The following is a 20,717-nucleotide window of genomic DNA, read 5'->3' on the forward strand; positions in this document are numbered from 1 at the left end:
GACGCCTCGGATGGGCAGCGGATGCACCGGCGGATGCCGATGTGGGGCAGACGTTAAGTTCGGCCATGAGCAGCGGCTACGGAGAGAATCTCCACAAGCCACCCCTGCGCGGGTGTGGGTTTTCTCCCTTCCCGCGTCACGCCGCCCGTCGCCGGTGTGGGTACTTGCTCCACTGAGGTGCGGGACGGTCTGGAGTCTTCCTCCGTCGCTAGGCTCCCGCACCGCGGTGACGATGTGCGCCATGGCGATGATGGAGACCCCGCTCAACACCTGGCTGCTGTTCGGCCACGCCCCGCGCTACTTCCCCGACACCGAGGTCGTCACGCGACTTCCCGACGGCCGTGTGCACCGTTACACGTACGCCGAATTCGCCTGCCGCGCCCAGCAGTTGATGCACGCTCTGGACGCCCTCGGTCTGGCGGCCGGTGACCGGGTGGCCACCCTCGCCTGGAACGGCTACCGGCACCTCGAGGCCTACTGGGCCGTGCCGTGCACCGGGCGGGTCCTGCACACCCTGAACCTGAGGCTCTCCCCCGAGGACCTGGCCTACGTCATCGGCCACGCGGACGACCGCGCCGTCCTGGCCGATCCCGATCTGCTGCCCCTCCTGGAGAAGGTGCACGAGCGGGGCGGCCTCGGCGGCGTGCGGCACGTCGTCGTGCTCGGCGACAAGGTGCCCGACACCGCGCTGCCGGGGGTGGTGGCATATGAGGAGCTGATCGCCGGTCTGCCGGACGCTTACGCCCCTCGCGACATCGACGAACGGTCGCCCCTCGGTCTGTGCTACACCTCCGGCACCACCGGACGCCCCAAAGGCGTGCTCTACACACACCGTTCGACTGTGCTGCACGCCATCGCCGCGTCCTCGCAGGCCGCCATGTCCATCGGCCCCGGTGACTGCGTGCTGCCGGTCGTGCCGATGTTCCACGCCAATGCCTGGGGCGTCCCCTACACCGCCACTCCGTACGGTGCCAAGCAGGTGTTCCTCAGCGGCTCGCTGGACCCCGCGGCCCTGGTCGAGCTGATGGCCGCCGAGCGAGTCACGGTCGCCGCCGGCGTGCCCACCATCTGGATGGCGGTCGCCGACGAGATCACCGCCCGCGGCGGCCTGCCCGAACTGCGGCATCTGCTGTGCGGCGGGGCCCGTCCGCCACGCGCCCTGATCGAACGCTACCGGCGCGACTTCGGCATCCCTTTGGTGCAGGTGTGGGGCATGACCGAGACCTCGCCACTGGCCAGCCTGGCGTGGCCGAAGGAACGGATGCGTGACTGGGACGAGGAGCGGATCACCGACGCGGTGCGCACCCGGGCGGGCCTTCCACTGCCCGGCGTGCAGATGGACATCCGCGACGAGGCAGGCAACTCTCTGGACTGGGACGGCATTTCGATGGGTGATCTGCTGGTGCGCGGCCCGTGGATCGCCGATTCCTACCTGGGCGGCGAGGGCGCCGCCCAGTTCACCGAGGACGGCTGGTTCCGTACCGGGGACATCGCCGTCGGCTCACCGGACGGCTATGTCGTCATCGCCGACCGCGCGAAGGATCTGATCAAGTCGGGCGGCGAGTGGATCTCCTCGGTGGACATGGAGTCGGCCGTCATGGCCCTGCCCGAGGTCGCCGAGGCGGCGGTCATCGCCGTCCCCGACGAGAAGTGGCAGGAACGCCCGCTGATCTGCGTCGCCCCGCGCCCGGGCTCCACCGTGACCCTCGAACGCATACGGGCTCACCTCGAGGCCGGGGGTTTCGCGCGCTGGCAGCTCCCGGACCGTATCGAGGTCGTGGAGGCCATCCCGCGCACCGGAGTCGGCAAGTTCGACAAGAAGGCGCTGCGCGCCCGCTTCGACTCCTGATCCAAAAGCCCCTCTGTCCGAAGCCGCTGGTCGGACAGCTCGCGACCCGATGTCCCCTTCTCCCCCGCCCGGAGGCCGAACCATGCACCTCAGACGCCCCCTCACCCTGTTGTCCGCCGCGCTCCTGTCGACGGCGGGCGTGTCCGCGAGCGCCACCGCGGACTCGGCGCACCACTGCGCCGGCCAGGCCCACATCGCCGTACCCGGCGCGGAGTTGCAGACCACGGCCTGTCTGCCCGACATGACCACGGCCGCGACCGCCGATACCGCCTACACCGACCCCGCGGACTGGGCCTCACTCGCCGCGAAGGGCACCAAGAACCCCACCGGTGTCCCCGGCATCCAGGTCGACGGCTACTTCCCCGACTCCTCGCACCTCAACAAAACCCACGGCTGGAACCACGACTCCCAGTTCGTCATCCGGCTGCCCGAGCGCTGGAACGGCGGCCTCGTGGTGACCGGCGCGCCCGGGACGCGCAAGCAGTACTCGCTGGACACCCTGATCTCCGACTGGGCCATCGCCCAGGGCTACGCCTTCGCCTCCATCGACAAGGGCAACAGCGGCCCCGACTTCTACACCGACGGCAAGCGGCCAGGTGACGCGATCGCGGAATGGAACCGGCGCACCACCGAGCTGACGCGCGCCGCGAAGACCGTCGTCCGGCAGGCGTACGGGCATCAGCCGCGCCGCACCTACATGACCGGCATCTCCAACGGCGGCTATCTGACCCGCTGGCAGCTGGAGAACCGCCCCGAACTGTACGACGGCGGGGTCGACTGGGAGGGCACGCTCTGGACGCCTGGCGGGCCGAACCTGCTCACCTATCTGCCGACCGCGGTCGCCTACCAGGCGGGCCGGGCCACCCACGACGACATGCTCGCCGCCGGATTCGCCCTCGGCACCGAGTTCCTGTGGCCCTACCACGAGGCGGCCTACTGGGGCCTGACGCAGAAGGTGTACCGCGCCGAGGTCGACCCTTCGTACGACCCGAAGTGCCCCGGGGCGTCAGCCGGTTCGACGACGGCCGAGATCCTCGCGCCCTGCGCCTCGGACGCCTCGTACGACTACGCGTCGCGGCCGCTCTCCGTACGCCGGGCAGTCGAGCGGATCTCGCTCACCGGCCGGATCGGCAAACCCATGCTCACGCTGCACGGCTCGCTCGACGCGCTGCTGCCGATCGCGACGGACTCGGACGTCTACACGCGCATGATCGCCGACAGCCACCGCGGCCGTCTGCACCGCTCTTACACGATCGAGGGCGGCACCCATGTCGACGGCCTGTACGACGCCTATCCGGACCGGCTCCGCCCGATCCTGCCCTGCTACCGCTCCGCCTTCGGCGTCCTGACCGACTGGGTCGAGCACCGGGCGACCCCGCCGGCGAGCGGTGTCGTGCCCAGGCCCGCATCCGGCGACCTGGTCAACTCCTGCGTGCTGCGCTGACGTCGACGTGATGCCCAGTGGAGGCGGCCGACACCCGCGGTGATCGAGATGTGTGGTCCGCCTCCGCTGGCGGGCAGCCGCTGCGGTTCTACGGTGCAGCGGACCGCCCGCTCCGGAGGGACGACCGGAGCGGCGTCCACCCCCCATCCCCTCACCACGGGAGGACCGCATGTCGGTTCGTGACCGCGCCCGTATCTCCTGCTGGGCCGGGCTGCTGGCCCTGCTCCTCGCCCTGTTCGCCGTGCCGCAGAGCGCATCGGCGGCGTCGCTCACCCAGGTGACCGGCTTCGGCTCCAACCCCGGCAACCTTTCGATGTACACCTACGTCCCCGACAATCTGCCGCCCGGCGCTCCGGTGGTCGTGGCGCTGCACGGCTGCACCCAGAGCGCGAGTGACTACTACAGCCACTCCGGCTGGCCCAAGTACGCCGACGCCTACGGCTTCGCACTGGTCTTCCCGCAGACCTCCAGCACCAACAACGCCAACTCGTGCTTCAACTGGTACCAGTCCGGGGACTACACCCGCGGCCAGGGCGAGGCCCTGTCCATCAAGCAGATGGTCGACTACGCCAAGTCCCAGTACGGCAGCGACCCCGCCCGCGTGTACGTGACCGGGCTGTCCGCCGGCGGCGCCATGACCTCCGTGATGCTCGCCGACTACCCCGACGTCTTCGCCGGCGGGTCCATCGACTCCGGCATCCCGGCCGGCTGCGCCACCGATCTCAGCAACGGGCTCACCTGCGAGTACAACCCGGTCAGCAAGACCCCGCAGCAGTGGGGCGACCTGGTCCGCAGCGCGTCCGGCGGCTGGAGCGGGCCCTGGCCGCGGGTGGCCATCTGGCACGGTTCCGGCGACTCGACGGTCAACCCCGCCAACGCCACCGAGTCCCGCGACCAGTGGACCAACATCTGGGGCATCGGCCAGACCCCGTCCTCGACCACCACGCTCACCGGGGGCACCACCCAGGCCGTCTACAACGACGCCGACGGCAAGCCCGCCGTGGAGACCTTCACCATCTCCGGCATGGCGCACGGCCTCGCCGTGAACCCCGGCTCCGGGGCCGACCAGTGCGGCACGACCGGCACGTACTACCTCAACTACATCTGCTCCAGCTACTACACAGCGAAGTTCTGGGGCCTGGACGGCACCTCCGGCGGTGGCACCGGCAGCCTGCCCGCACCCAGCGGTCTGAAGGTCACCGGCACCACGGACACCAGCGTCTCGCTGTCGTGGAACGCCGTCAGCGGCGCCGCGTCCTACAACATCTACCGCGGCGGTACGACGATCGGCTCGACAACCTCCACCTCGTACACGGACACCGGGCTCGCCTCCGGCACCGCATACAGCTACACCGTCGCCGCCGTCGACTCATCGGGCAGGGCCGGTGCCACCTCGGGTGCCGTGCCGGCAAACACGACCGGGTTCCAACCCCAGTGCTTCACGGCCAGCAACTACAGCCAGGTCGCCGCGGGCCGCGCCCACCAGAGCGGCGGCTACACCTACGCGAACGGCTCCAACCAGAACATGGGCCTGTACAACACCTTTACCTCCCACACCCTCGAAGAGACCTCCACCGGCTACTACGTCATCGCCGACTCCGGCTGCCCCGCCTGACCAGGCAGGTCTCTGCTCACCGCGTTGCCGTCGGTGAGCAGGGGCAACCGGCCGCCGCCGTCCCGCATGGAGCTCACGGATCAGCCCACGTGCCCTTCACCGGGGCATCGGCCGCCTGACTATCCTCGCCCATGGCCATGCCACCAGGGCAAACGGAGGACACCATGCGCAGCAGCCACCGGAAGCACCCGCGGGGGCGGCGACACCGGCTTCGACATCTCGGCTCGGCGCTGGTCGTGCTGACTGCGGTGGCACTGGGCGCTGCCTGGCAGACCAAGATCCGCCACTCGGGCGGCCCTGACGACTACGGCGACCTGCTCGCCGACGACAGCGGCCTGCCCGGGGACGGCACGGTCAAGGTGACGTCCCTGGGCACCACGATGATGCTCGTTGACGACGGCACCACTCAGATCCTCATCGACTCGTTTCTGACCCCGGTCGGCCTCTTCAGCTCCGCGCTCAACACACCCGTCGCCACGGATCCGGTGGCGGTGGACGCAGCCCTCGACAAGGCCGGAGCGGACCGAGTGCGGGCCATCTTCATCTCGCACTCCCACCACGACCACGCCCTGGACCTCGCCTACATCGCGCACCGCACCGGAGCGACCGTCCATGGCTCTCCCTCCACGCTGAACATCGCTCGAGGCGGCGACATCCCCGAAGAGCGTCTTGTACCGCTGGGCATACAGACCCCGGTGCAGGTCGGTGGCTTCGCGGTGCGCACCATCGGCTCCAGGCACTCACCCGACCCGTTCGGCGGCGAGGGCGCGACCATCGACCGGCCGCTGCGACAGCCCGCGCCCATCAGGGACTACAAGGAGGGGGGAACGTACGACTTCCTCGTGACGACGCCTGAGACGAGCATGCTGTTCAAGGGCTCGGCCAACTGGGTCCCTGGCGCGCTCGCCGGCGTGCGCGCCGACGCACTGTTCCTCGGCGTCGGCGGTCTCGGACGAGCGAGTGACGCCTTCAGGCAGGACTACCTCGCCGCCACCATCGGCTCCGCCCAGCCCAGCGTCGTCGTGCCCACCCACTGGAACGACTTCTTCAGCCCGGTCCGTCCCGGCCTCCCACTGCAACGGAAATTCCTGGACGACACTCCGGCCGCCTTCGACGCCGTCCTCGACCGCGCGCGAGCGGACGACATCAGGATCGCGCTGTTGGACGCCTTCAGCGGCATCACTCTCCCGCGGCGCTAGACCGCTTTCTTCAGGCGCACGGCAGCGGGCTGCGGCTGCCATCGCATGGCTGCCGCCCGCTACCGTGTGCGCAACATGAGAGCGTGGCGAGTGTTGTCGCCGTAGACGCCGGTCTCGTCGCCGCGGATGCCGTACCACTTCTGGAATCTGGCTACGGCCAGCCGGACTTCCTCGTCGTAGCGGCCGTCGATCGCGCCGCCGTCGTAGATGTTCGGGACCTGAAGCAGACGTACCTGCAACTCGTAGACTCCATGGCCGCTGTCGCCCTGGCGCAGCACACCCGTACCCGGGATCTCGGGGAGCGAGGGAGCCGGGGTATCGGGCAGCGGCTGGCCCAGCCGCCCAGCCGGCGGGGAGGGGGCCTCCGGTACGGAGTTGTTGACCAGCAGCGAGGAGGCGAGCAGCAGTCCGCTCACGGCGCCCAGCCCGAAGACTCCGGCGACACGGGTCTCCCGCCGGTCGGTGAAGCGCCGCCATCCTTGGCTTCTCTTCGTCGCGTACGCGCGGACGGGTGGCGGTAACGCCCCCGGCGGGGCGAGGAGTTGGTTCGGCTGTGGGGCCGGGCGTTGAACCGGGTGTTGAATCGAGCGTTGCGGGGTGGCCGACCGAGTCGCGTCCGGGCGCGGACCGGTCCCGCGACGCGCGCCCGCGTGCTGGGGGGCTGGGGGCAGGGAGGCTGGGGGCCGGGGTGTCACCGGCGGCGCGGCGTGTGTCGTGCCTGCGCCACGCGCCGTTCTCGTTGGCGGGGGTGGAAGAGTCTCCGGATGCCCCTCCCGCATCCACAGCGGCTCCACGACGACCGGCTGCTGGACATCGACTTCACGTGCGCCATCGGTCCGCAGTGGCTGCACGACAGACGGCGGGACGCCGTGCGGTCGATCCGGATCGGGATCGGGATCGGGCTCACGCCCTAACCGCTGTGTCCGTCGGGTCAGGTGTTGGGACGGGGTCGCGCTCCGGGTCGGAGACGGGGTCGGATCAAAGAAACCGGCGTCCCTCGCCGGTTCACTGTGGCGACCCCAGGACGGCGGCGGTAGCTCGGCCCGCTCCTGCTGCTCGTCGAACGCGTAGAGGTCGGCGCGTGCGGCGTCCAAGGCGTCCAGCACGGCCTGGAAGGAGTCCCGCACCTCTTGCGCGACATCAGGGCCTGAACCGGGAGCTCGCTGTGGTTCGGTGTCGTTGAGGCCCACCGGCAGTCCTCCTCAACCATGTCGGCCATGCATGTGCAAGGTCATGTCCCGTGCCCCCGGGGACGGTTCCGTGACGGGAAGCTCAGCCGCACGATCAGGCCACGCCTTGTTGTTTCGTTGTCATGCGATACGCATCCCACGCGGCCTCGTCTCATCCGTCTGCCGCGACACAGGCCACATGCCGCAGTTGCCGCCCGGGGTTGACCGCCTGCCGCAGTACGCCGGGGCAGGCTCCTGAACCCTCCCTGCCCCATGGACCGAGTGGGAAGCATCACGGACAACTTAGTTGTGCACAACTAAATTGCTTCATAGGTTTGCACTGAACACATCGCCCCCTGCTGGTGTCCGGGGGCGAGTGCCGTCAGCAGGAGGGGAGCCAGGTCATGGATTTCGTGAGGTTCGAGGCCTACCAGCCGATCGAGCGCCCGGGAAACGAGGACGAACTCGCCGAAGTCGTCCGCAACGTGGGCCGACGCACCCGCGACTCGGTCCGAGCCGAAGGCGTCGGGCGTGCCGTGCGCACCGCTCACGGCAAGAGCTACGGACTGGTGAAGGCCACGGTCCGGATCCTGGACGCACCGCGGGCTTACGCCCAGGGCATCTTCGCCCGGCCGGACAGCTTCGACGCCGTGGTGCGCTACTCGAACGGGCTGGGCCATCTGCGGGCCGACTCCCTGCTGGGAGCCGCCTGCGGAATGGGGATCAAGCTGTTCGGCGTGCCCGGCCGCTCACTGCTGCACGACGAGACGGAGGCGACGACGTTCGACCTCAACCTGATCAACAACCGTGTGTTCTTCGCCAACCGGGTGCGCGACTACCTGATGATCGAGCCGCTCTTCGCCCAACTCCCGGACGCCCTGCTGAACCCGGCCGCCCGGCGGGAGTGGCTTGCGGACTTCCTCACCCGCGGGGGCACGCTGGACCGGGACGAATGGCTGTGGGACGAGCTGTTCGCCATGATGTCGTTCACCCAGGTCCCGCGGAAGAACCTGCTGTCGTACACCTACAACAGCATGGGCGCCTTCCGCCACGGCGACTACATCGCCAAGATGCGCACCGTCCCGACACAGCAGTCCCTGGCGGGCCTGACGCACGGCGACGTGGACGTGCTGGCCGACGGCGAGGCGTTCCGCAACACGCTGGTGACCGAGGCGGGAGAGCGCGACCACGCCTTCGACCTTCAGGTTCAGCTCAACGTCGATCTAGGGCGCATGCCGGTGGACAACACCTCGGTGGAATGGCCGGAGCAACTCTCCCCCTGGGTGACCGTGGCCCGCGTCGACATCCCCCGCCAGGACATCTCCGGCGAGTCCAACCTGTCCGCCGCCGACAGCACCTCGATCACCCCTTGGCGCTCTCGTGAGGAGCACCGGCCCATCGGGGAGATCATGCGGGTGCGCGAGGAGGTCTACCGGCGCTCCTCGATCGAGAGGCACCGCATCAACGGACAGCGGCGGCAGGAGCCGGCCGGCAGCGCCGAACTCCTCGGCTGACCCGCCGGTCGCCCACGGCCGACACCGCGGCCGGCAGGTCAGGCGCCGACGGCCGGCGGGTCGGGCGGCATCGCGGCCTCGACGCTGACCCGCTGACCCGCTGACCGGTTGTCAGACCCGCCTGAGCGAGGGCCCGCACCAGGTGCCGTCGCCCGGAACGGTTTCTCCCTGCCGGAGCACCGCCCGGTCCGGGCTCGGCGGAGAAGGCGGCGGCACGGCATGTGCCGTACCGCCGCCGGGGCCGAGGCCGGGCCGGTGCCGGGCGCTCAACCGGGCGACGCAGACAAGTGGGACAAGATGCCGCACACCTCGTCCACGATCTCCCGTACCTCCGCCTCGTCCGCGCAGTCGCCGAGTTCCCGCGCCGCCCCTCCGATGACGGTGGTCAGCACGATCACCCGTACCCGGCCCGCGCGCCGCCGCTCGTCCACCTCCAGGAGCCGGGCGTTGCGCCGCACCCAGGCACGGTCCCACTGCCGCCGCAGCGTGTCGAAACCCGCCGGGCCGTCGTTCTCCACGAGCAGCCTGCCGATGCGGCGGTTCTCCCAGGCGCCCTCCAGGTAGGCCCTCGCTCCCTCCACGAAGAGGGCGATGGGGTCTTCCACCCCGCGGCTGCGCGCCTCGGCCAGCACCCCCGCGGTCCGGCGTTCCTGTTCCTCCCGGAACTCCTCCCACAGCTCCAGGTACAGCCCCCTCTTGCCACCGTAGTGATGGAAGAGACTGCCGACGGGGATGCCGGAACGCGCCGCGATCTCGGTGGGGCTGGCGTCGGCGTAGCCGCGCTCGGTGAACACCTCCAGCGCCGCGTCCAGCAGCGCGCGCCGGGCCGAGTGGTCCGGCGCGGCAGGAATCCCTTGCACGGCCGGCCGCAGTCGTGCGACCTCGTTCCATGCCGGCTCAACGGTCTCGCTCACCGCCTGTCCTCGCCTTCTTGGGCCCCGTCGCGGATGGCGAGGGCGACCAGCAGTTCCAGGAGGTCCGCGATCCGGCGCGGATTGCGGCCGGTGCGTTCCTCGATCCGGCGCAAACGGTAGTGCGCCGTGTTGTGATGCACGCGCAACCGGTCGGCGGCCAGGCGCAGGTTCAGGTCTGCGTCGGCGAACGCACGCACCGTGTCCGCCAGCGTGTCCCCGCGCCTGCGGTCCTCCTCCAACAGCGCGCTCACCCGCGGATCGACCAGCTGACGGGCGATGTCGTCGGCGCGCAGCGCCAGATAGTCGAACGGGGACAGCCGGGGCAGCGCCGCCACTCCGCCTCCGGCCGGAACCAGTTCGAGCGCTTCCCGTGCCTCCTGGTGGGCACGCGGCAGTTCGGAGGCGCCCCGGGCAACAGTGCTGATGCCCATGGAGAGCACGATCCCCTCCCGGGCGAGCCGCTGCTGCATGGCGTCGAAGTGCGCGCACACGTCCTCTTCGTCCATGCCCGCACGCACCATGGGAATCGCCACCACCTCGCCGTGGCGCACGACCACCAGCGTTCTGCTGGCCCAGACACCCGCGACGCTGATCGCCGCGCTGGTGGCATAGCCGTTCTCGGCCGACACCGTGTCCCCGGTGCGGTTGTCGCGGACGCAGGCCGCCACGACCACCATCATCGGTGAGTGCGGCCCGATGCCGTACGCCTGCGCCGCGGCGAGCAGGGGGCCGCGTGTCGGCGCCACACCCGCCAGGAGCTGCTCCAGGAGGTCCCTGCGCTCCCGGTCCGCGTCCGCCACGACGTGCTGCTGGTACTCCACATAGGCCTGTGCCGCATGCGTACTGGCGAAGTCCACGTACCGCATCAAGGGTGTGACGAGGGACAACGCGGCCTCCTGCGCCGCCGGTGAGGTGCCGGCGCATTCCAGCAGCGCGTCCCAGAAAACCTGCCGGCCGACCCGGAAGGCGCTGATCCAGTCCTCGAGGGCGAACCCCGCGCGTGCTCTGCGCATGGCCGCCGCGCGGCTGAAGACCAGGTCCTCCGGCGCGATGTCCCCCTCACCCGCCAGCACCGTCAGTTTGATCCTGTAGTGCGAGAGGACCTGGTCGCGTACATCGTCGAAGAACCGCTCGTCCTGCACCGCGTACGACGGGATCTCCTCGCGCATCACCGCCACGGCGGTGTCCGCCACCTCCTCGACCCGGTCGTGCACGGCGCGCAGGATCCGACGCCGCTCCTGTCGGAGCGGTTCGGGGAGAGCGGGGGTGCCGATGACAAGCGCACGAGGCATGGCGCAGATCGTGGGGCGCGTCCTCGTGTCCCGTCAACAGGTCCAGCCGGAATTCGCGCCGACCTGTGCGCGGCGCACAGTCCACCGGTCGCGAAGTTGGGTTCTCGCACCCAATGTGCGCCCGGAAGGCGCCCCCCTACTGTGACGCTCGCCCACCCCCCAGGGATCTCGGAAAGGGCGTCACACATGCTCGCGGTCGACGGTATCACCGTGCGCTTCGGCGGGATCACCGCTCTGGACGGCGTGGCGTTCGCCGTCGAGGCCGGCACCGCCGTGGGGCTCATCGGGCCCAATGGAGCCGGAAAGACGACGTTGTTCAACTGCCTCACCCGGCGCTGCGCACCCGATGCCGGAACGGTGCGGTACGAGGGCGAGGACCTGCTCGCTCTCGCGCCGCACGCCGTGGCAGGCCGCGGCATCGCCCGCACCTTCCAGAACCTGGGCCTGTTCCCACGGCTCACGGTCCGCGAGAACGTCATGGTCGGCGCGCACAGCCGGGGCCGAGCCGGACACCTCGCCGCGGCGCTGCGGCTTCCCCGCGTCCGGCGGGAGGAGGCACAAATGCGCGACCAGGCTGCCCAGTTGCTGCAGCGGCTGGACCTGGGGGACGTAGCCGACCAGCCCGCCTCCGGGCTCCCGTTCGGCACGCTCAAGCGCGTGGAACTGGCCAGAGCGCTCGCGGTACGGCCCCGGCTGCTGCTGCTGGACGAACCCGTCAACGGTCTCAGCCACGGCGAGGTCGACGCGTTCGCGGACCTGGTGCGCGCCGTGCGACAGGACTTCGACCTCACGCTCCTGGTGGTCGAGCACCACATGGGTTTCGTGATGGGCCTGTGCGACCGGGTGGTGTGCCTCGACTTCGGACGCAAGATCGCCGAGGGCCCGCCGGAACAGATCCAGCGCGACCCCGGGGTCATCGAGGCATACCTGGGGGCGGCATGAACGACCACACCTCCGACCGGCCCGAGGACCCCATGCCGGGGACGGATCCGACGGGCCAGGACCACCCGGTCGAAGAGCACGTCGCCGGCGCGGCAGAGGTCGCCCCGGGCAGTCACGGGGCCGGGCACACCGCGGCCGGGGAACCGGCCGAGCCGGACTTCCTGCGCGTGTCGGACCTGCACGCCGGATACGGCCAGGCCCGCGTGCTGCAGGGCCTCGACTTCTCCGTCGCGCGGGGAGAGGTGTGCGCGATCCTGGGACCGAACGGCGCGGGCAAGACCACGACCCTTCGGGCCCTGTGCGGCATGGTCCGCGGCCGCGGCTCGGTGACGCTCAACGCCACGCAGCTGCTGGGCCGCTCCCCCGAGCAGGCCGCCAGGCTCGGCGTGGCGCACGTACCCGAGGGCCGGGGCACCTTCAACGACCTGACCGTCGAGGAGAACCTGCGCGTCGGCGCCCACCTGCGCACCGGCGTCCTGCGCCGCGGCAGAGACGAGCGCGCGGCCGTGGCAGCCGACCTGCAGCGGATCTACGACTACTTCCCCAAGCTCCGCCAGCGCACCCGCCAAGCCGCGGGCAGTCTCAGCGGCGGCGAGCAGCAGATGCTCGCCATCGGCCGGGCACTGATGCTGCGCCCCGCCCTGCTCCTCCTCGACGAGCCGTCCCTGGGACTCGCGCCCCTGGTCACCCGCGAGCTGTTCGAGATCGTCCGCGCCGTCAACGAGGAGGAACGCACCACCGTGGTCGTCGTCGAACAAAACGCCCAACTCGCGCTGGACATCGCGCACCGGGCCCACGTACTGGAGGCCGGCCGCCTCGTGCTGTCCGGCCCAGCCCAGCAGATCCGTGAGGACGGACAGGTCGCCGAGGTGTACCTCGGAGTCTCCGTCCGCTCCCGCCAGGGTGGGTGAGCATCGTGACCGAACTTCTCCAACAGGTGGTCGAGGGCATCGGGGCCGGCGCGGTGTACGCCAGCCTGGCACTCGCCCTCGTACTGATCCACCGGTTCACCGGGATCGTCAACTTCGCCCAGGGCGAGCTCGCCATGCTCTCCACGTACGTGGCCTGGCAGTTGATGGCGTCCGGCATGCCGTTCTGGCTGGCGCTGCCGGTCACCCTGGCAATCTCCTTCATCGGCGGCATGCTGGTGGAGCGGGTGGTCATCCGGCCCGTGGAGGGCGCCCCTGAACTGACCGTCGTCATCGTCACGGTGGGCCTGTTCATCTTCGTCAACGCGGCGGCCGGCCTGATCTGGTCGTTCACCGTCAAGGACTTCCCGCAGCCGTTCCCCGACGGCGGCATCGACCTGGCCGGGGTGAGCGTCGACTGGTCCACTCTGGGGATCATCGGCGTGGTGGCCGCTGTGATGGGTCTGCTGTACCTGCTGTTCCAGCACACCTCGGTCGGCCTGGTCATGCGGGCGGTCGCCGCCAATCCCGTCTCCGCACGGCTGTCGGGCATCCGCGTGGGCCGGGTGCTGATGCTCGGCTGGGGCCTGGCCGCGACGGTCGGCGCGGTGTCGGGCGTTCTCGTCGCCCCGCTGCTCTTCCTGGAGCCCAACATGATGGGCGGGGTCCTCATCTACGCGTTCGCCGCAGCCACCCTCGGCGGCTTCGACAGCCCGGTCGGCGCGGTCGTCGGCGGCCTGCTGGTGGGCATTGCCGAGACGCTGGCCGGGGCGTACGTAGATGTCGTCGGCGCCGACCTCAAGATCGGCGTACCGCTGGTGATCATCCTGGCGGTGCTGCTGGTGCGGCCCCAGGGCCTGTTCGGACGGGCGGCGGTGGAGCGGGCATGAGCACAAGCACAAGTACAAGCACAAGTACGGGTACGAGCACCGCGATCCTTCGCGCCGACGGCACCCGCGCCGGGCGACTGCGAGCCGCTCTCACCGCCCTGGCCGCGGTGGCCACCGCCGTCGCCGCACCGTTCTACTTCGCCCCCTTCCAGGTCTTCCAGCTGACCATGGTGCTGCTGTACGCGGTGGCGCTCGCCGGGCTGAACCTGCTGGTCGGATACGGCGGGCAGATCTCCCTGGGGCACGGCGCGTTCTTCGCGGCCGGGGCCTACACGGCGGCGGTCATGCTCGACCGGTTCGACACCGGCCATCTGGCCACACTTCCGGTGGCCGCCGCCGGATGCTTCCTGCTCGGCCTGGGCTTCGGCGTGCCCGCACTGCGGCTGAGCGGGCTGTATCTCGCCCTGGTCACCCTCTCCTTCGCAGTGTTCCTGCCACCGCTGCTCAAGCGGCTCGAACCGGTGACAGGCGGCTCCATGGGCCTGACCGTGGACAAGCTGCAACCGCCCGCGTGGAGCGGACTGGCCGAGGACCAGTGGACGTACTTCCTCGTCCTCGCCGTAGCCGCCGTGGCGCTGCTGGTCGCCCGCAATCTGCTGCGGTCGCGAGTGGGCCGTGCGCTCCTCGCCGTCCGCGACAACGAAAGTGCGGCGGAGGTCATGGGGGTGCGGCTGTCGCTGCACAAGACCCTCGCCTTCGCGTGGAGCGGGATGTTCGCGGGCGTCGCCGGCTGTCTGTACACGTGGGTGATCGGCTTCGTCTCACCCGACTCCTTCAGTTTCGTGCTGTCCATCACGCTTCTGGCAGGTCTGGTGGTGGGCGGGCTGGCATCGCTGTACGGACCCCTGCTGGGCGCGGCGTTCGTGATGTACGTGCCGAGCGTGGCGCAGGACCTCAGCGAGGCCGCACCCGGTGTGGTCTTCGGGCTACTGATCATCGCGGTGATGTACGTGGCCCCGACAGGACTGGCCGGTCTGGTGAGCCGCGTCCGGAGGGCAGCTGCCCGTCGCCTCTCCCGCACCACAGCCCCCGACCGGACGCAGGCCCCCGGGCCCGCCCCCTCCGCAACCCTTGCCGATCCCACACCGCCCGAAGCCGAACCCGTGGGCGCACCGCCCCGCACCGAAAAGGAATGAATCGCATGCGCAACAGGACCGTTCTGCGAATGGCCGCCACCGCGACCGCAGCCCTGCTCACCGCCACCGCCTGTGCCACCCAGCGAGGGCAGGAGGACAAGGACACCGCCGCCGGCGGCGCGTGCAAGGGCCAGCAGACCACCGGCATCACCGACAAGAGCATCAAGCTGGGCGGCATCTACCCACTGTCCGGCCCCGCCTCCGCGTACGGCACGATCAGCAAGGGCGTGAGCGCCTACTTCAAGAACGTCAACGAAAAGGGCGGCATCGACGGCCGCAAGGTCGAGTTCGTCGTCCGCGACGACGGCTATCAGCCGCCCAAGGCCGTGGAGGAGGCCAGAAGACTGGTCGAGCGGGAGAAGGTCTTCGCGGTCTTCCAGACCTTGGGCACCCCTTCCACGGCGGCCGTGTGGGACTACCTCAACGAGCAGAAGGTGCCGCAGCCCTTCGTCGCCACCGGCGCCTCCATCTGGGGTACGGACGACAAGCACCCCTGGACCATTGGCTGGCAGCCCAACTATGTGGCGGAGGCACGGGTCTACGCCAAGTACCTCAAGGGCAGCAAGCCGAAGGCGAAGGTCGCGGTCCTCTACCAGAACGACGACTTCGGCAAGGACCTGCTCGGCGGGTTCGAGAAAGCTGTGGCCGGCAGTGGCATCAAGGTGGTCGCCAAGGAGAGCTACGAGGTCACCGACCCGTCGGTGTCCGCGCAGATGGCTAACCTTGCCCGCTCCAAGGCGAACGTGCTCCTGAACATCACCACGCCCAAGTTCGGCAGCCAGGCCCTCGCCGCCGACGCCAAGAACACCAAGTGGAACCCTCTGCACATCGTGAACAACGTGTCCTCGTCCGCTGCTGTGCTCAAGCCGGTCGGATTCAAGAACGTCCAGGGCGTGGTCTCGGCCACGTACTTCAAGGACCCCGCCGATCCGCAGTGGGCCGACGACCCGGAGATGAAGGCGTATCGGCAGGCGATGCGGAAGTTCGCACCGGACGCCGACCCCGCCAACCAGTTCAACGCCTACGGCTGGGCCGTCGCCTCCAGCATGCACCAGGCACTCGCCGCGATGAAATGCCCGACCAGGGAGGGACTGCGGGATGCGGTGCGCAACCTGAAGGACGTCAAGGTGGGCTTGCTGCTGCCCGGCGTCACCTTGGCCACTGGGCCCGATGACGGCTTCCCGATCGAGACGATGCAATTGATGCGGTTCAAGGGCGAGCGGTGGTCGCTCTTCGGCGAACCGGTGGACACGCGCAAGGAGTTCGGCCCGATCACTCACTGAGGCGTTCGAGCCTCTCCCTCACTGAGGAGTGGAGGCCCATCACTCACTGAGGCGTTCGGGCCGGTTGCTCACAGCGGTGCGGGCGGCAGGTCGTTCCCGCGAGCCCGCCGCCCTCCGGACCGTTCCCGAATGGACGGCCGGGCGCGGGACGGGGGGCCGGCCGCTCCCCGACGGGACACCATGGGTGAGGGGGTGCCAAGTGTGTACGTGGGTCGGCCGCCACCCGGCTCCAGGGGGCAGCCGGCCCACGGACGCACAGCTCCTGGCCTGTCCGGACGCGTCGTGACGCCGCCCTCAGCGTGGCCGTGGCGATGGCCGCGAACGTGGCTGGTGTCCTTACGTCGGAGTCCTTGACCACAGCGTCGACCTGGGTGTCCGCAGCGCTGCACGCCGTCTTCCCGTTCACCGTCTACCGGATGCACGGACATCACCGGTGACTACGCGCAAGCTCGTGCAAGTTCATTGAGGCTGCGTCTCCGCCATTCCTAGGTTTGTCGTCATCAGGACGACGCCCGCGAGGGTACGGCCTATGACTCACCTACTGAGGTTGAAATCGCGGTGTCGGGGCAGGTCATGCGGGTCTGATGCTCAGGCCGGTCTCGGCGAGGCAGCCGTCTACGGCGCCCAGCTACGGGCGCTGGATCGTCCCGTCCGCCGAGATGTGGGCGGCGTGCGGGCCGAAGTCCTCCTCCGACACGCTGGAGACGAGGTCGATTGCCTCGCCGCCCGGCTCCGGCGTGCCGGGCTCCACGATCTGGGTCGGGCGCAGGCGCCCGGACACGTAGGTGCCGTCGGTGCGGAGGGTGACTTGCAGCACGCCGCTGGTGGAGAGTGTGCCGCCGAGGCCGAGCACCTTGTAGCCGGCGAGGTTGCCCAGGCTGTAGGCGATCAGTCGGCCCTTGTAGAACTCCATTCCCCGCATCACGTGCGGGCCGCTGCCCACGACGAGGTCGGCGCCGGCGTCGATCACCGCACGGCTGAAGCGGTAGCTGTCGCCGCGATTCTCGCCGAGGAAGTACTCGGTGCCGGGTTCTACGTGGGTGCGGTCCGAGCCCTCCGCGCCGGCGTGCATGGTGACGATCACGATGTCCGCCATCTTCGCGGCGCGGGCGGTGAGTTGCTTTGCGGCGGGGATGTTCGTGAGGTCACTCGCCCCTCGGTCGGGAGCGAACCCGATCAGTGCGACCCGGATGCCGCGTACCTGCTGGATGGTGATCTGGCCCAGGCGGCCGGTGTACGGCAGGTTCACGGAGCGCAGGGCGGCGAACGTCTGGCGCCGCCCCTCCGCCCCGAAGTCGTCGATGTGATTGTTCGCCGTGTTCATGACCGTGAACCCGGCCTTCTTGAACCAACGGGCGTAGGACGGCGGGGCGTGGAACGCGAAGCAGTTCGGGCCGCCGATGTCGTCGCACTTGCTGGAGCCGTCGGTGGTGAGTGTGCCCTCCAGGTTCCCGAGCACCACATCGCCGGCGAGCAGGTCGTCGACAGGGTCGAAGAATGAGGCACCGCCATCCGGCGGCAGGTCGTCCGGCAGCGAGCCCATCACGACGTCCCCCACGGCAGCGATCCGCACCATGCCTGTAGGGCGCGGCGGCGCCGGTGCACCGGACGCCGTGATCCCGGTCGTCCGTAGGGGGGCCTGGGCGGAGCCGATGGAGGCTGCGCCCTCGGAGCCGACACGGAACACCAACGCCGCACCGACCACCACACCGGTCCCGACCAGGCCGAGGGCGAACAGGCGGTGACGGCGCACCGCCTTCTGCCGCTCGCGCCGCTGCTGAGGACACTGTCCGCCGGACGTGATCACCGGCTCATGCTACGAAGCAGGCACCCATCCTTCACGCAGGGTCATCCACCGGCGTGTTCCCGACGCCGTTCCCGTTCGCGCTCGACGCCGACCGCGCCGCCTCGCGAGGGCTGCTGTGCCGGGGGCGCTGAGTCGGCGCGTATGCCTGGCGGGCGGTGCGGTGCGGCTGGTGAAGTCCCGACCGAGATGGCGCCTTGCTACGGGTGGGTCTGCGACCGGGGGCCCTTGGGGGTGGTGGCGGGAGCGGCGGCGTGGAGGGCGGCGGTCAGGTAGCGGTGAATGGTGTCCAGTTCGCCAGGGGTGAAGTCCTCGGCCACCTCGACCAGGTTGGCGATGAGCGGGCCGAAGAAGGCCCAGCCCAGCTCGACGGCCTTCTGGTCTACCGTCAACAGGACCCGTCGCCGGTCGTGTTCGTCGCGCTTGCGACGGACCAGCCCCAGGCGCTCCAGCCGGTCGAGCAGGGCGGTGGTGCCCGCCGAGTTGAGCCGCAGCGCCTCGCCGAGCCGTCCCGGGGTGAGGGTGGCGCCCGCCCGCTCGGCGTCGAGCAGGCAGATGAGGGCCCGCAGGTCGGTCGAGTGCAGGCCGTTCTGCCCGGCGAACTCAGCTCCGCGCAGATCGAATTCCACGGTTACCGCGCGCAGGAGGTGGACCAGCTGCATCGCTGGGGAGGTGTCATCGCTCACTCAGCTAGTATCTCGCCAAGCGAGAGAATTGGTCAACGAGACGATGTCCGAGGAGTTCACTGTGTCCGAATCCCAGGAGTTCTTCGCCGCCTACGACGCACTGCTCGCCCGCTGGCCCGCCGGCACCACCGAGATCGACGTTCCCACCCCGTACGGCACCACCCGCATCCATGCCTACGGGCCCGCCGACGCCACCCCGCTACTCCTCCTACACGGTGGCGGCTCCACCGGGGCAGTATGGTTCGCCAACGCCCAGGCGCTCGGCACCCAACATCGGGTGCTCGCCGTCGACATCCTCGGCGACGCCGGCCGCAGCATTCGTGAGGGGCGCCCGCTGCGCACCACCGCCGACCTGATGGACTGGCTGAACGCGCTGCTCAACGGCCTCGGTGCATCCCGTGTGCACCTGCTGGGCCATTCCTACGGCGCCTGGATCGCCCTGACGTACGCCCTGCACGCCGCGCAGCGGGTCGACCGGCTGGTGCTGCTCGACCCGACCCAGTGCTTCGCCGGCTACCGCCCCGCCTTCCTCCTGCGGTCGCTGCCGGTAATGGTCCGCCCGACGGTAACCCGCGCTCTCGCCTACCTGGACCACGAGACGGCGGGCACGGACACCGACCCGGACTGGAAGCGGCTCTACGCGCTGGCAGCCTCGGGCTTCGCGGACCGGAAGCTAGTCGTCGGCCGTCGCCCGGACCCCACGGCGCTGAGCGTCCCGGTCCTGGTCCTCCTCGCCGGCCGCAGTGGCACCCACGACGCGGCGAAGGTCGCAGCCCGCGCCCGCAAGGCCGTACCGCACGCCCGGATCGAGACCCTCGCCAATCTCACCCACTTCGCGCTGCCCACCGCCGCGCATGCAGAGACCAACCGCCGGATCACCGACTTCCTGACGGCCGATCAGGAGATCTAGGCCGCCCCGGGTGCGGTCTAAGGAGGATCTTCCCGGGCATCCTGGCGCGCGTGTTGGGCAGGGATTCGGTCGGATCTGCCGGGGCCGGTCATCAACCGGGCACAGAGCTGGGCGCAGGGGTACGCACAGCAGGTGCAGGCCCGGCCGCCACCCACCAAGGGGCACACAGACCCATGCACCAAACCCGTCCGTTGAACGAGCAGTCGGCTCAAGCCTCGAAGGTGTTTCGGAGATCCTCATCGAGACTGAAGATCAGGCGGTGGCCGCAGGTCACAGCGTAGAGCCTGCCCGCTGGCAGGAGGCGTTCGAGGGCCTGATGTACCAGATCGCGGGCCGGTTCACTCGGGTGGAACCCCGCCACCGGGCACGGGACTTCGTGCTCGGGCTGCTGTCGGACCTGCCGCGCAAGAACTGCTGGACGATCGCCGAGCGGGCTGGGGAAGCAAGTCCGGACGGGATGCAGCATCTGCTGGGCCGGGCCAAGTGGGATGCCGATCTGGTGCGCGACGATGTTCGCGAGTACGTGCTCGAGCACCTGCACGACGACCAGGCGGTGCCGGAGTACTGGCGCTGCACGCCGGCGGAGGTGGTGCCTTTCTTCAGGAACCCGGTGTCGTCGATGAGCAGGACGCCGTCCGGGCGGCCCAGCTTCTCTGCCACGTATGCCTGCAGGTCGTCGCGGATCTCGTCGGGATCCCACCGGCTTCCCGCCAGCAGCCGCTGCAGCCCGTCCGGCGTGCGGTGACCTGCGAACTCGGCCAGCTGCCAGCGGTTCTTGCGGCCGACCGGGCCCAGCAGTCCGCGGACGTAGTCGGCATCCGCCGCCGTGGTTCGACCCTCGAGAATCTGCCGCCGACCCGCAGGCAAAGGTCCTCAAGTTCCGCTGCCCACAGCCCAGTTCCAAGATCCTCGATCACACTCGGACCCTGCCCGCCCCCAACGGCCCGCTCGCATAAACCCACCCTTCGGATGAGCCATCCGCCAACCCCGCACCCGACCCGCCATCAGCCCACTACACTCAAAATCAGGCCCCTGACCAGAAGGAATAGCGAAACGCTGCTGGAGTACTAGTACTCCAGCAGCGTTTCGCTATCTGGCCTGGTCAGAGGCGTCGTCCGGAGTGTAGTTGGCTGATGATGCGTCAGGGGCGGTCTTGCCGGAC

General features: G+C 69.8%; 17 protein-coding genes and 2 pseudogenes. 13 read left to right on the forward strand and 6 right to left on the reverse strand.

Features of this window, described 5'->3' with window-relative positions; genetic code table 11:
• The first annotated feature begins 241 nt into the window (after positions 1-241).
• The 4 genes from ACZ4RZ_RS45305 (at position 242) to ACZ4RZ_RS45320 (ending at position 6,107) form a co-directional block, all read left to right on the forward strand.
• On the forward strand, positions 242-1,849 hold the full coding sequence (locus ACZ4RZ_RS45305) for a long-chain fatty acid--CoA ligase (RefSeq protein ID WP_467753414.1): 1,608 nt from the start codon (positions 242-244) through the stop codon (positions 1,847-1,849).
• An 82-nt stretch (positions 1,850-1,931) separates the two neighbouring features.
• On the forward strand, positions 1,932-3,293 hold the full coding sequence (locus tag ACZ4RZ_RS45310; RefSeq protein WP_467753415.1) for a tannase/feruloyl esterase family alpha/beta hydrolase: 1,362 nt from the start codon (positions 1,932-1,934) through the stop codon (positions 3,291-3,293).
• 169 nt (positions 3,294-3,462) lie between these two features.
• Positions 3,463-4,908, forward strand: a complete 1,446-nt coding sequence (locus ACZ4RZ_RS45315) for an extracellular catalytic domain type 1 short-chain-length polyhydroxyalkanoate depolymerase (protein WP_467753416.1) — start codon at positions 3,463-3,465, stop codon at positions 4,906-4,908.
• A gap of 164 nt (positions 4,909-5,072) precedes the next feature.
• Positions 5,073-6,107 carry an MBL fold metallo-hydrolase gene (locus ACZ4RZ_RS45320; protein WP_467753417.1) on the forward strand — a complete coding sequence of 345 codons (1,035 nt, stop codon included), beginning with the start codon at positions 5,073-5,075 and terminating at the stop codon, positions 6,105-6,107.
• A gap of 59 nt (positions 6,108-6,166) precedes the next feature.
• Here ACZ4RZ_RS45320 and ACZ4RZ_RS45325 read toward each other — a convergent pair whose 3' ends face one another.
• Positions 6,167-6,523, reverse strand: coding sequence for a peptidoglycan-binding domain-containing protein (locus tag ACZ4RZ_RS45325; protein ID WP_467753418.1), 357 nt, complete (start codon positions 6,521-6,523; stop codon positions 6,167-6,169).
• 348 nt (positions 6,524-6,871) lie between these two features.
• Between ACZ4RZ_RS45325 and ACZ4RZ_RS45330 the strand changes: the two genes are divergently transcribed.
• Together ACZ4RZ_RS45330 and ACZ4RZ_RS45335 are read left to right on the forward strand one after the other, a co-directional pair.
• The gene (locus ACZ4RZ_RS45330; protein WP_467753419.1) at positions 6,872-7,021 is read left to right on the forward strand and encodes a hypothetical protein; all 150 of its coding nucleotides are present in this window, start codon (positions 6,872-6,874) and stop codon (positions 7,019-7,021) included.
• Between the two features lie 659 nt (positions 7,022-7,680).
• Positions 7,681-8,790 carry a catalase family protein gene (locus ACZ4RZ_RS45335; protein WP_467753420.1) on the forward strand — a complete coding sequence of 370 codons (1,110 nt, stop codon included), beginning with the start codon at positions 7,681-7,683 and terminating at the stop codon, positions 8,788-8,790.
• Between the two features lie 266 nt (positions 8,791-9,056).
• Here ACZ4RZ_RS45335 and ACZ4RZ_RS45340 read toward each other — a convergent pair whose 3' ends face one another.
• Complete coding sequence (locus tag ACZ4RZ_RS45340; RefSeq protein WP_467753421.1) at positions 9,057-9,704, reverse strand: TetR/AcrR family transcriptional regulator; 648 nt, start codon at positions 9,702-9,704, stop codon at positions 9,057-9,059.
• Complete coding sequence (locus ACZ4RZ_RS45345; RefSeq protein WP_467753422.1) at positions 9,701-10,996, reverse strand: PucR family transcriptional regulator; 1,296 nt, start codon at positions 10,994-10,996, stop codon at positions 9,701-9,703. Before ACZ4RZ_RS45345 ends, ACZ4RZ_RS45340 begins: the two co-directional genes overlap by 4 nt.
• Positions 10,997-11,182: 186 nt before the next feature.
• Between ACZ4RZ_RS45345 and ACZ4RZ_RS45350 the strand changes: the two genes are divergently transcribed.
• From ACZ4RZ_RS45350 to ACZ4RZ_RS45370, 5 genes are read left to right on the forward strand one after another with little or no spacing between them, the layout of a single operon-like run.
• Entirely contained in the window at positions 11,183-11,938 is a 756-nt protein-coding gene (locus tag ACZ4RZ_RS45350) for an ABC transporter ATP-binding protein (protein WP_467753423.1), read from the forward strand.
• Complete coding sequence (locus ACZ4RZ_RS45355) at positions 11,935-12,849, forward strand: ABC transporter ATP-binding protein (protein ID WP_467753424.1); 915 nt, start codon at positions 11,935-11,937, stop codon at positions 12,847-12,849. The genes ACZ4RZ_RS45350 and ACZ4RZ_RS45355 overlap by 4 nt, the downstream gene beginning before the upstream one ends.
• Positions 12,850-12,854: 5 nt before the next feature.
• Positions 12,855-13,736: a branched-chain amino acid ABC transporter permease gene (locus tag ACZ4RZ_RS45360; protein ID WP_467753425.1), complete on the forward strand. Its 882-nt coding sequence runs from the start codon at positions 12,855-12,857 to the stop codon at positions 13,734-13,736.
• Positions 13,733-14,872 carry a branched-chain amino acid ABC transporter permease gene (locus ACZ4RZ_RS45365; RefSeq protein WP_467753426.1) on the forward strand — a complete coding sequence of 380 codons (1,140 nt, stop codon included), beginning with the start codon at positions 13,733-13,735 and terminating at the stop codon, positions 14,870-14,872. The genes ACZ4RZ_RS45360 and ACZ4RZ_RS45365 overlap by 4 nt, the downstream gene beginning before the upstream one ends.
• A 5-nt stretch (positions 14,873-14,877) precedes the next feature.
• Complete coding sequence (locus ACZ4RZ_RS45370; RefSeq protein ID WP_467753427.1) at positions 14,878-16,155, forward strand: ABC transporter substrate-binding protein; 1,278 nt, start codon at positions 14,878-14,880, stop codon at positions 16,153-16,155.
• A gap of 628 nt (positions 16,156-16,783) precedes the next feature.
• Here ACZ4RZ_RS45370 and ACZ4RZ_RS45375 read toward each other — a convergent pair.
• Positions 16,784-17,962: a CapA family protein gene (locus ACZ4RZ_RS45375; RefSeq protein WP_467753428.1), complete on the reverse strand. Its 1,179-nt coding sequence runs from the start codon at positions 17,960-17,962 to the stop codon at positions 16,784-16,786.
• Positions 17,963-18,159: 197 nt separating this feature from the next.
• Positions 18,160-18,645 carry a MarR family winged helix-turn-helix transcriptional regulator gene (locus ACZ4RZ_RS45380; protein WP_467753429.1) on the reverse strand — a complete coding sequence of 162 codons (486 nt, stop codon included), beginning with the start codon at positions 18,643-18,645 and terminating at the stop codon, positions 18,160-18,162.
• Between the two features lie 43 nt (positions 18,646-18,688).
• Between ACZ4RZ_RS45380 and ACZ4RZ_RS45385 the strand changes: the two genes are divergently transcribed.
• Both ACZ4RZ_RS45385 and ACZ4RZ_RS45390 read left to right on the forward strand, forming a co-directional pair.
• Entirely contained in the window at positions 18,689-19,555 is an 867-nt protein-coding gene (locus tag ACZ4RZ_RS45385; protein WP_467753430.1) for an alpha/beta fold hydrolase, read from the forward strand.
• Positions 19,556-19,871: 316 nt separating this feature from the next.
• Positions 19,872-20,111, forward strand: a pseudogene (locus ACZ4RZ_RS45390) (transposase); the annotation flags it as partial.
• Here the strand turns inward: ACZ4RZ_RS45390 and ACZ4RZ_RS45395 are convergent.
• Positions 20,101-20,373, reverse strand: a pseudogene (locus ACZ4RZ_RS45395) (transposase); the annotation flags it as partial. The pseudogenes ACZ4RZ_RS45390 and ACZ4RZ_RS45395 overlap by 11 nt on opposite strands.
• Between the last annotated feature and the right edge of the window lie 344 nt (positions 20,374-20,717).

This window comes from Streptomyces sp. NPDC027189 (assembly GCF_055566975.1).

Coding starts and splice junctions, on each gene's coding strand:
- ACZ4RZ_RS45305 (WP_467753414.1), top strand. CDS start 242: ATGGCGATGATGGAGACCCCGCTCAACACCTGGCTGCTGTTCGGCCAC.
- ACZ4RZ_RS45310 (WP_467753415.1), top strand. CDS start 1,932: ATGCACCTCAGACGCCCCCTCACCCTGTTGTCCGCCGCGCTCCTGTCG.
- ACZ4RZ_RS45315 (WP_467753416.1), top strand. CDS start 3,463: ATGTCGGTTCGTGACCGCGCCCGTATCTCCTGCTGGGCCGGGCTGCTG.
- ACZ4RZ_RS45320 (WP_467753417.1), top strand. CDS start 5,073: ATGCGCAGCAGCCACCGGAAGCACCCGCGGGGGCGGCGACACCGGCTT.
- ACZ4RZ_RS45330 (WP_467753419.1), top strand. CDS start 6,872: ATGCCCCTCCCGCATCCACAGCGGCTCCACGACGACCGGCTGCTGGAC.
- ACZ4RZ_RS45335 (WP_467753420.1), top strand. CDS start 7,681: ATGGATTTCGTGAGGTTCGAGGCCTACCAGCCGATCGAGCGCCCGGGA.
- ACZ4RZ_RS45345 (WP_467753422.1), bottom strand. CDS start 10,996: ATGCCTCGTGCGCTTGTCATCGGCACCCCCGCTCTCCCCGAACCGCTC.
- ACZ4RZ_RS45350 (WP_467753423.1), top strand. CDS start 11,183: ATGCTCGCGGTCGACGGTATCACCGTGCGCTTCGGCGGGATCACCGCT.
- ACZ4RZ_RS45355 (WP_467753424.1), top strand. CDS start 11,935: ATGAACGACCACACCTCCGACCGGCCCGAGGACCCCATGCCGGGGACG.
- ACZ4RZ_RS45365 (WP_467753426.1), top strand. CDS start 13,733: ATGAGCACAAGCACAAGTACAAGCACAAGTACGGGTACGAGCACCGCG.
- ACZ4RZ_RS45370 (WP_467753427.1), top strand. CDS start 14,878: ATGCGCAACAGGACCGTTCTGCGAATGGCCGCCACCGCGACCGCAGCC.
- ACZ4RZ_RS45385 (WP_467753430.1), top strand. CDS start 18,689: ATGTCCGAGGAGTTCACTGTGTCCGAATCCCAGGAGTTCTTCGCCGCC.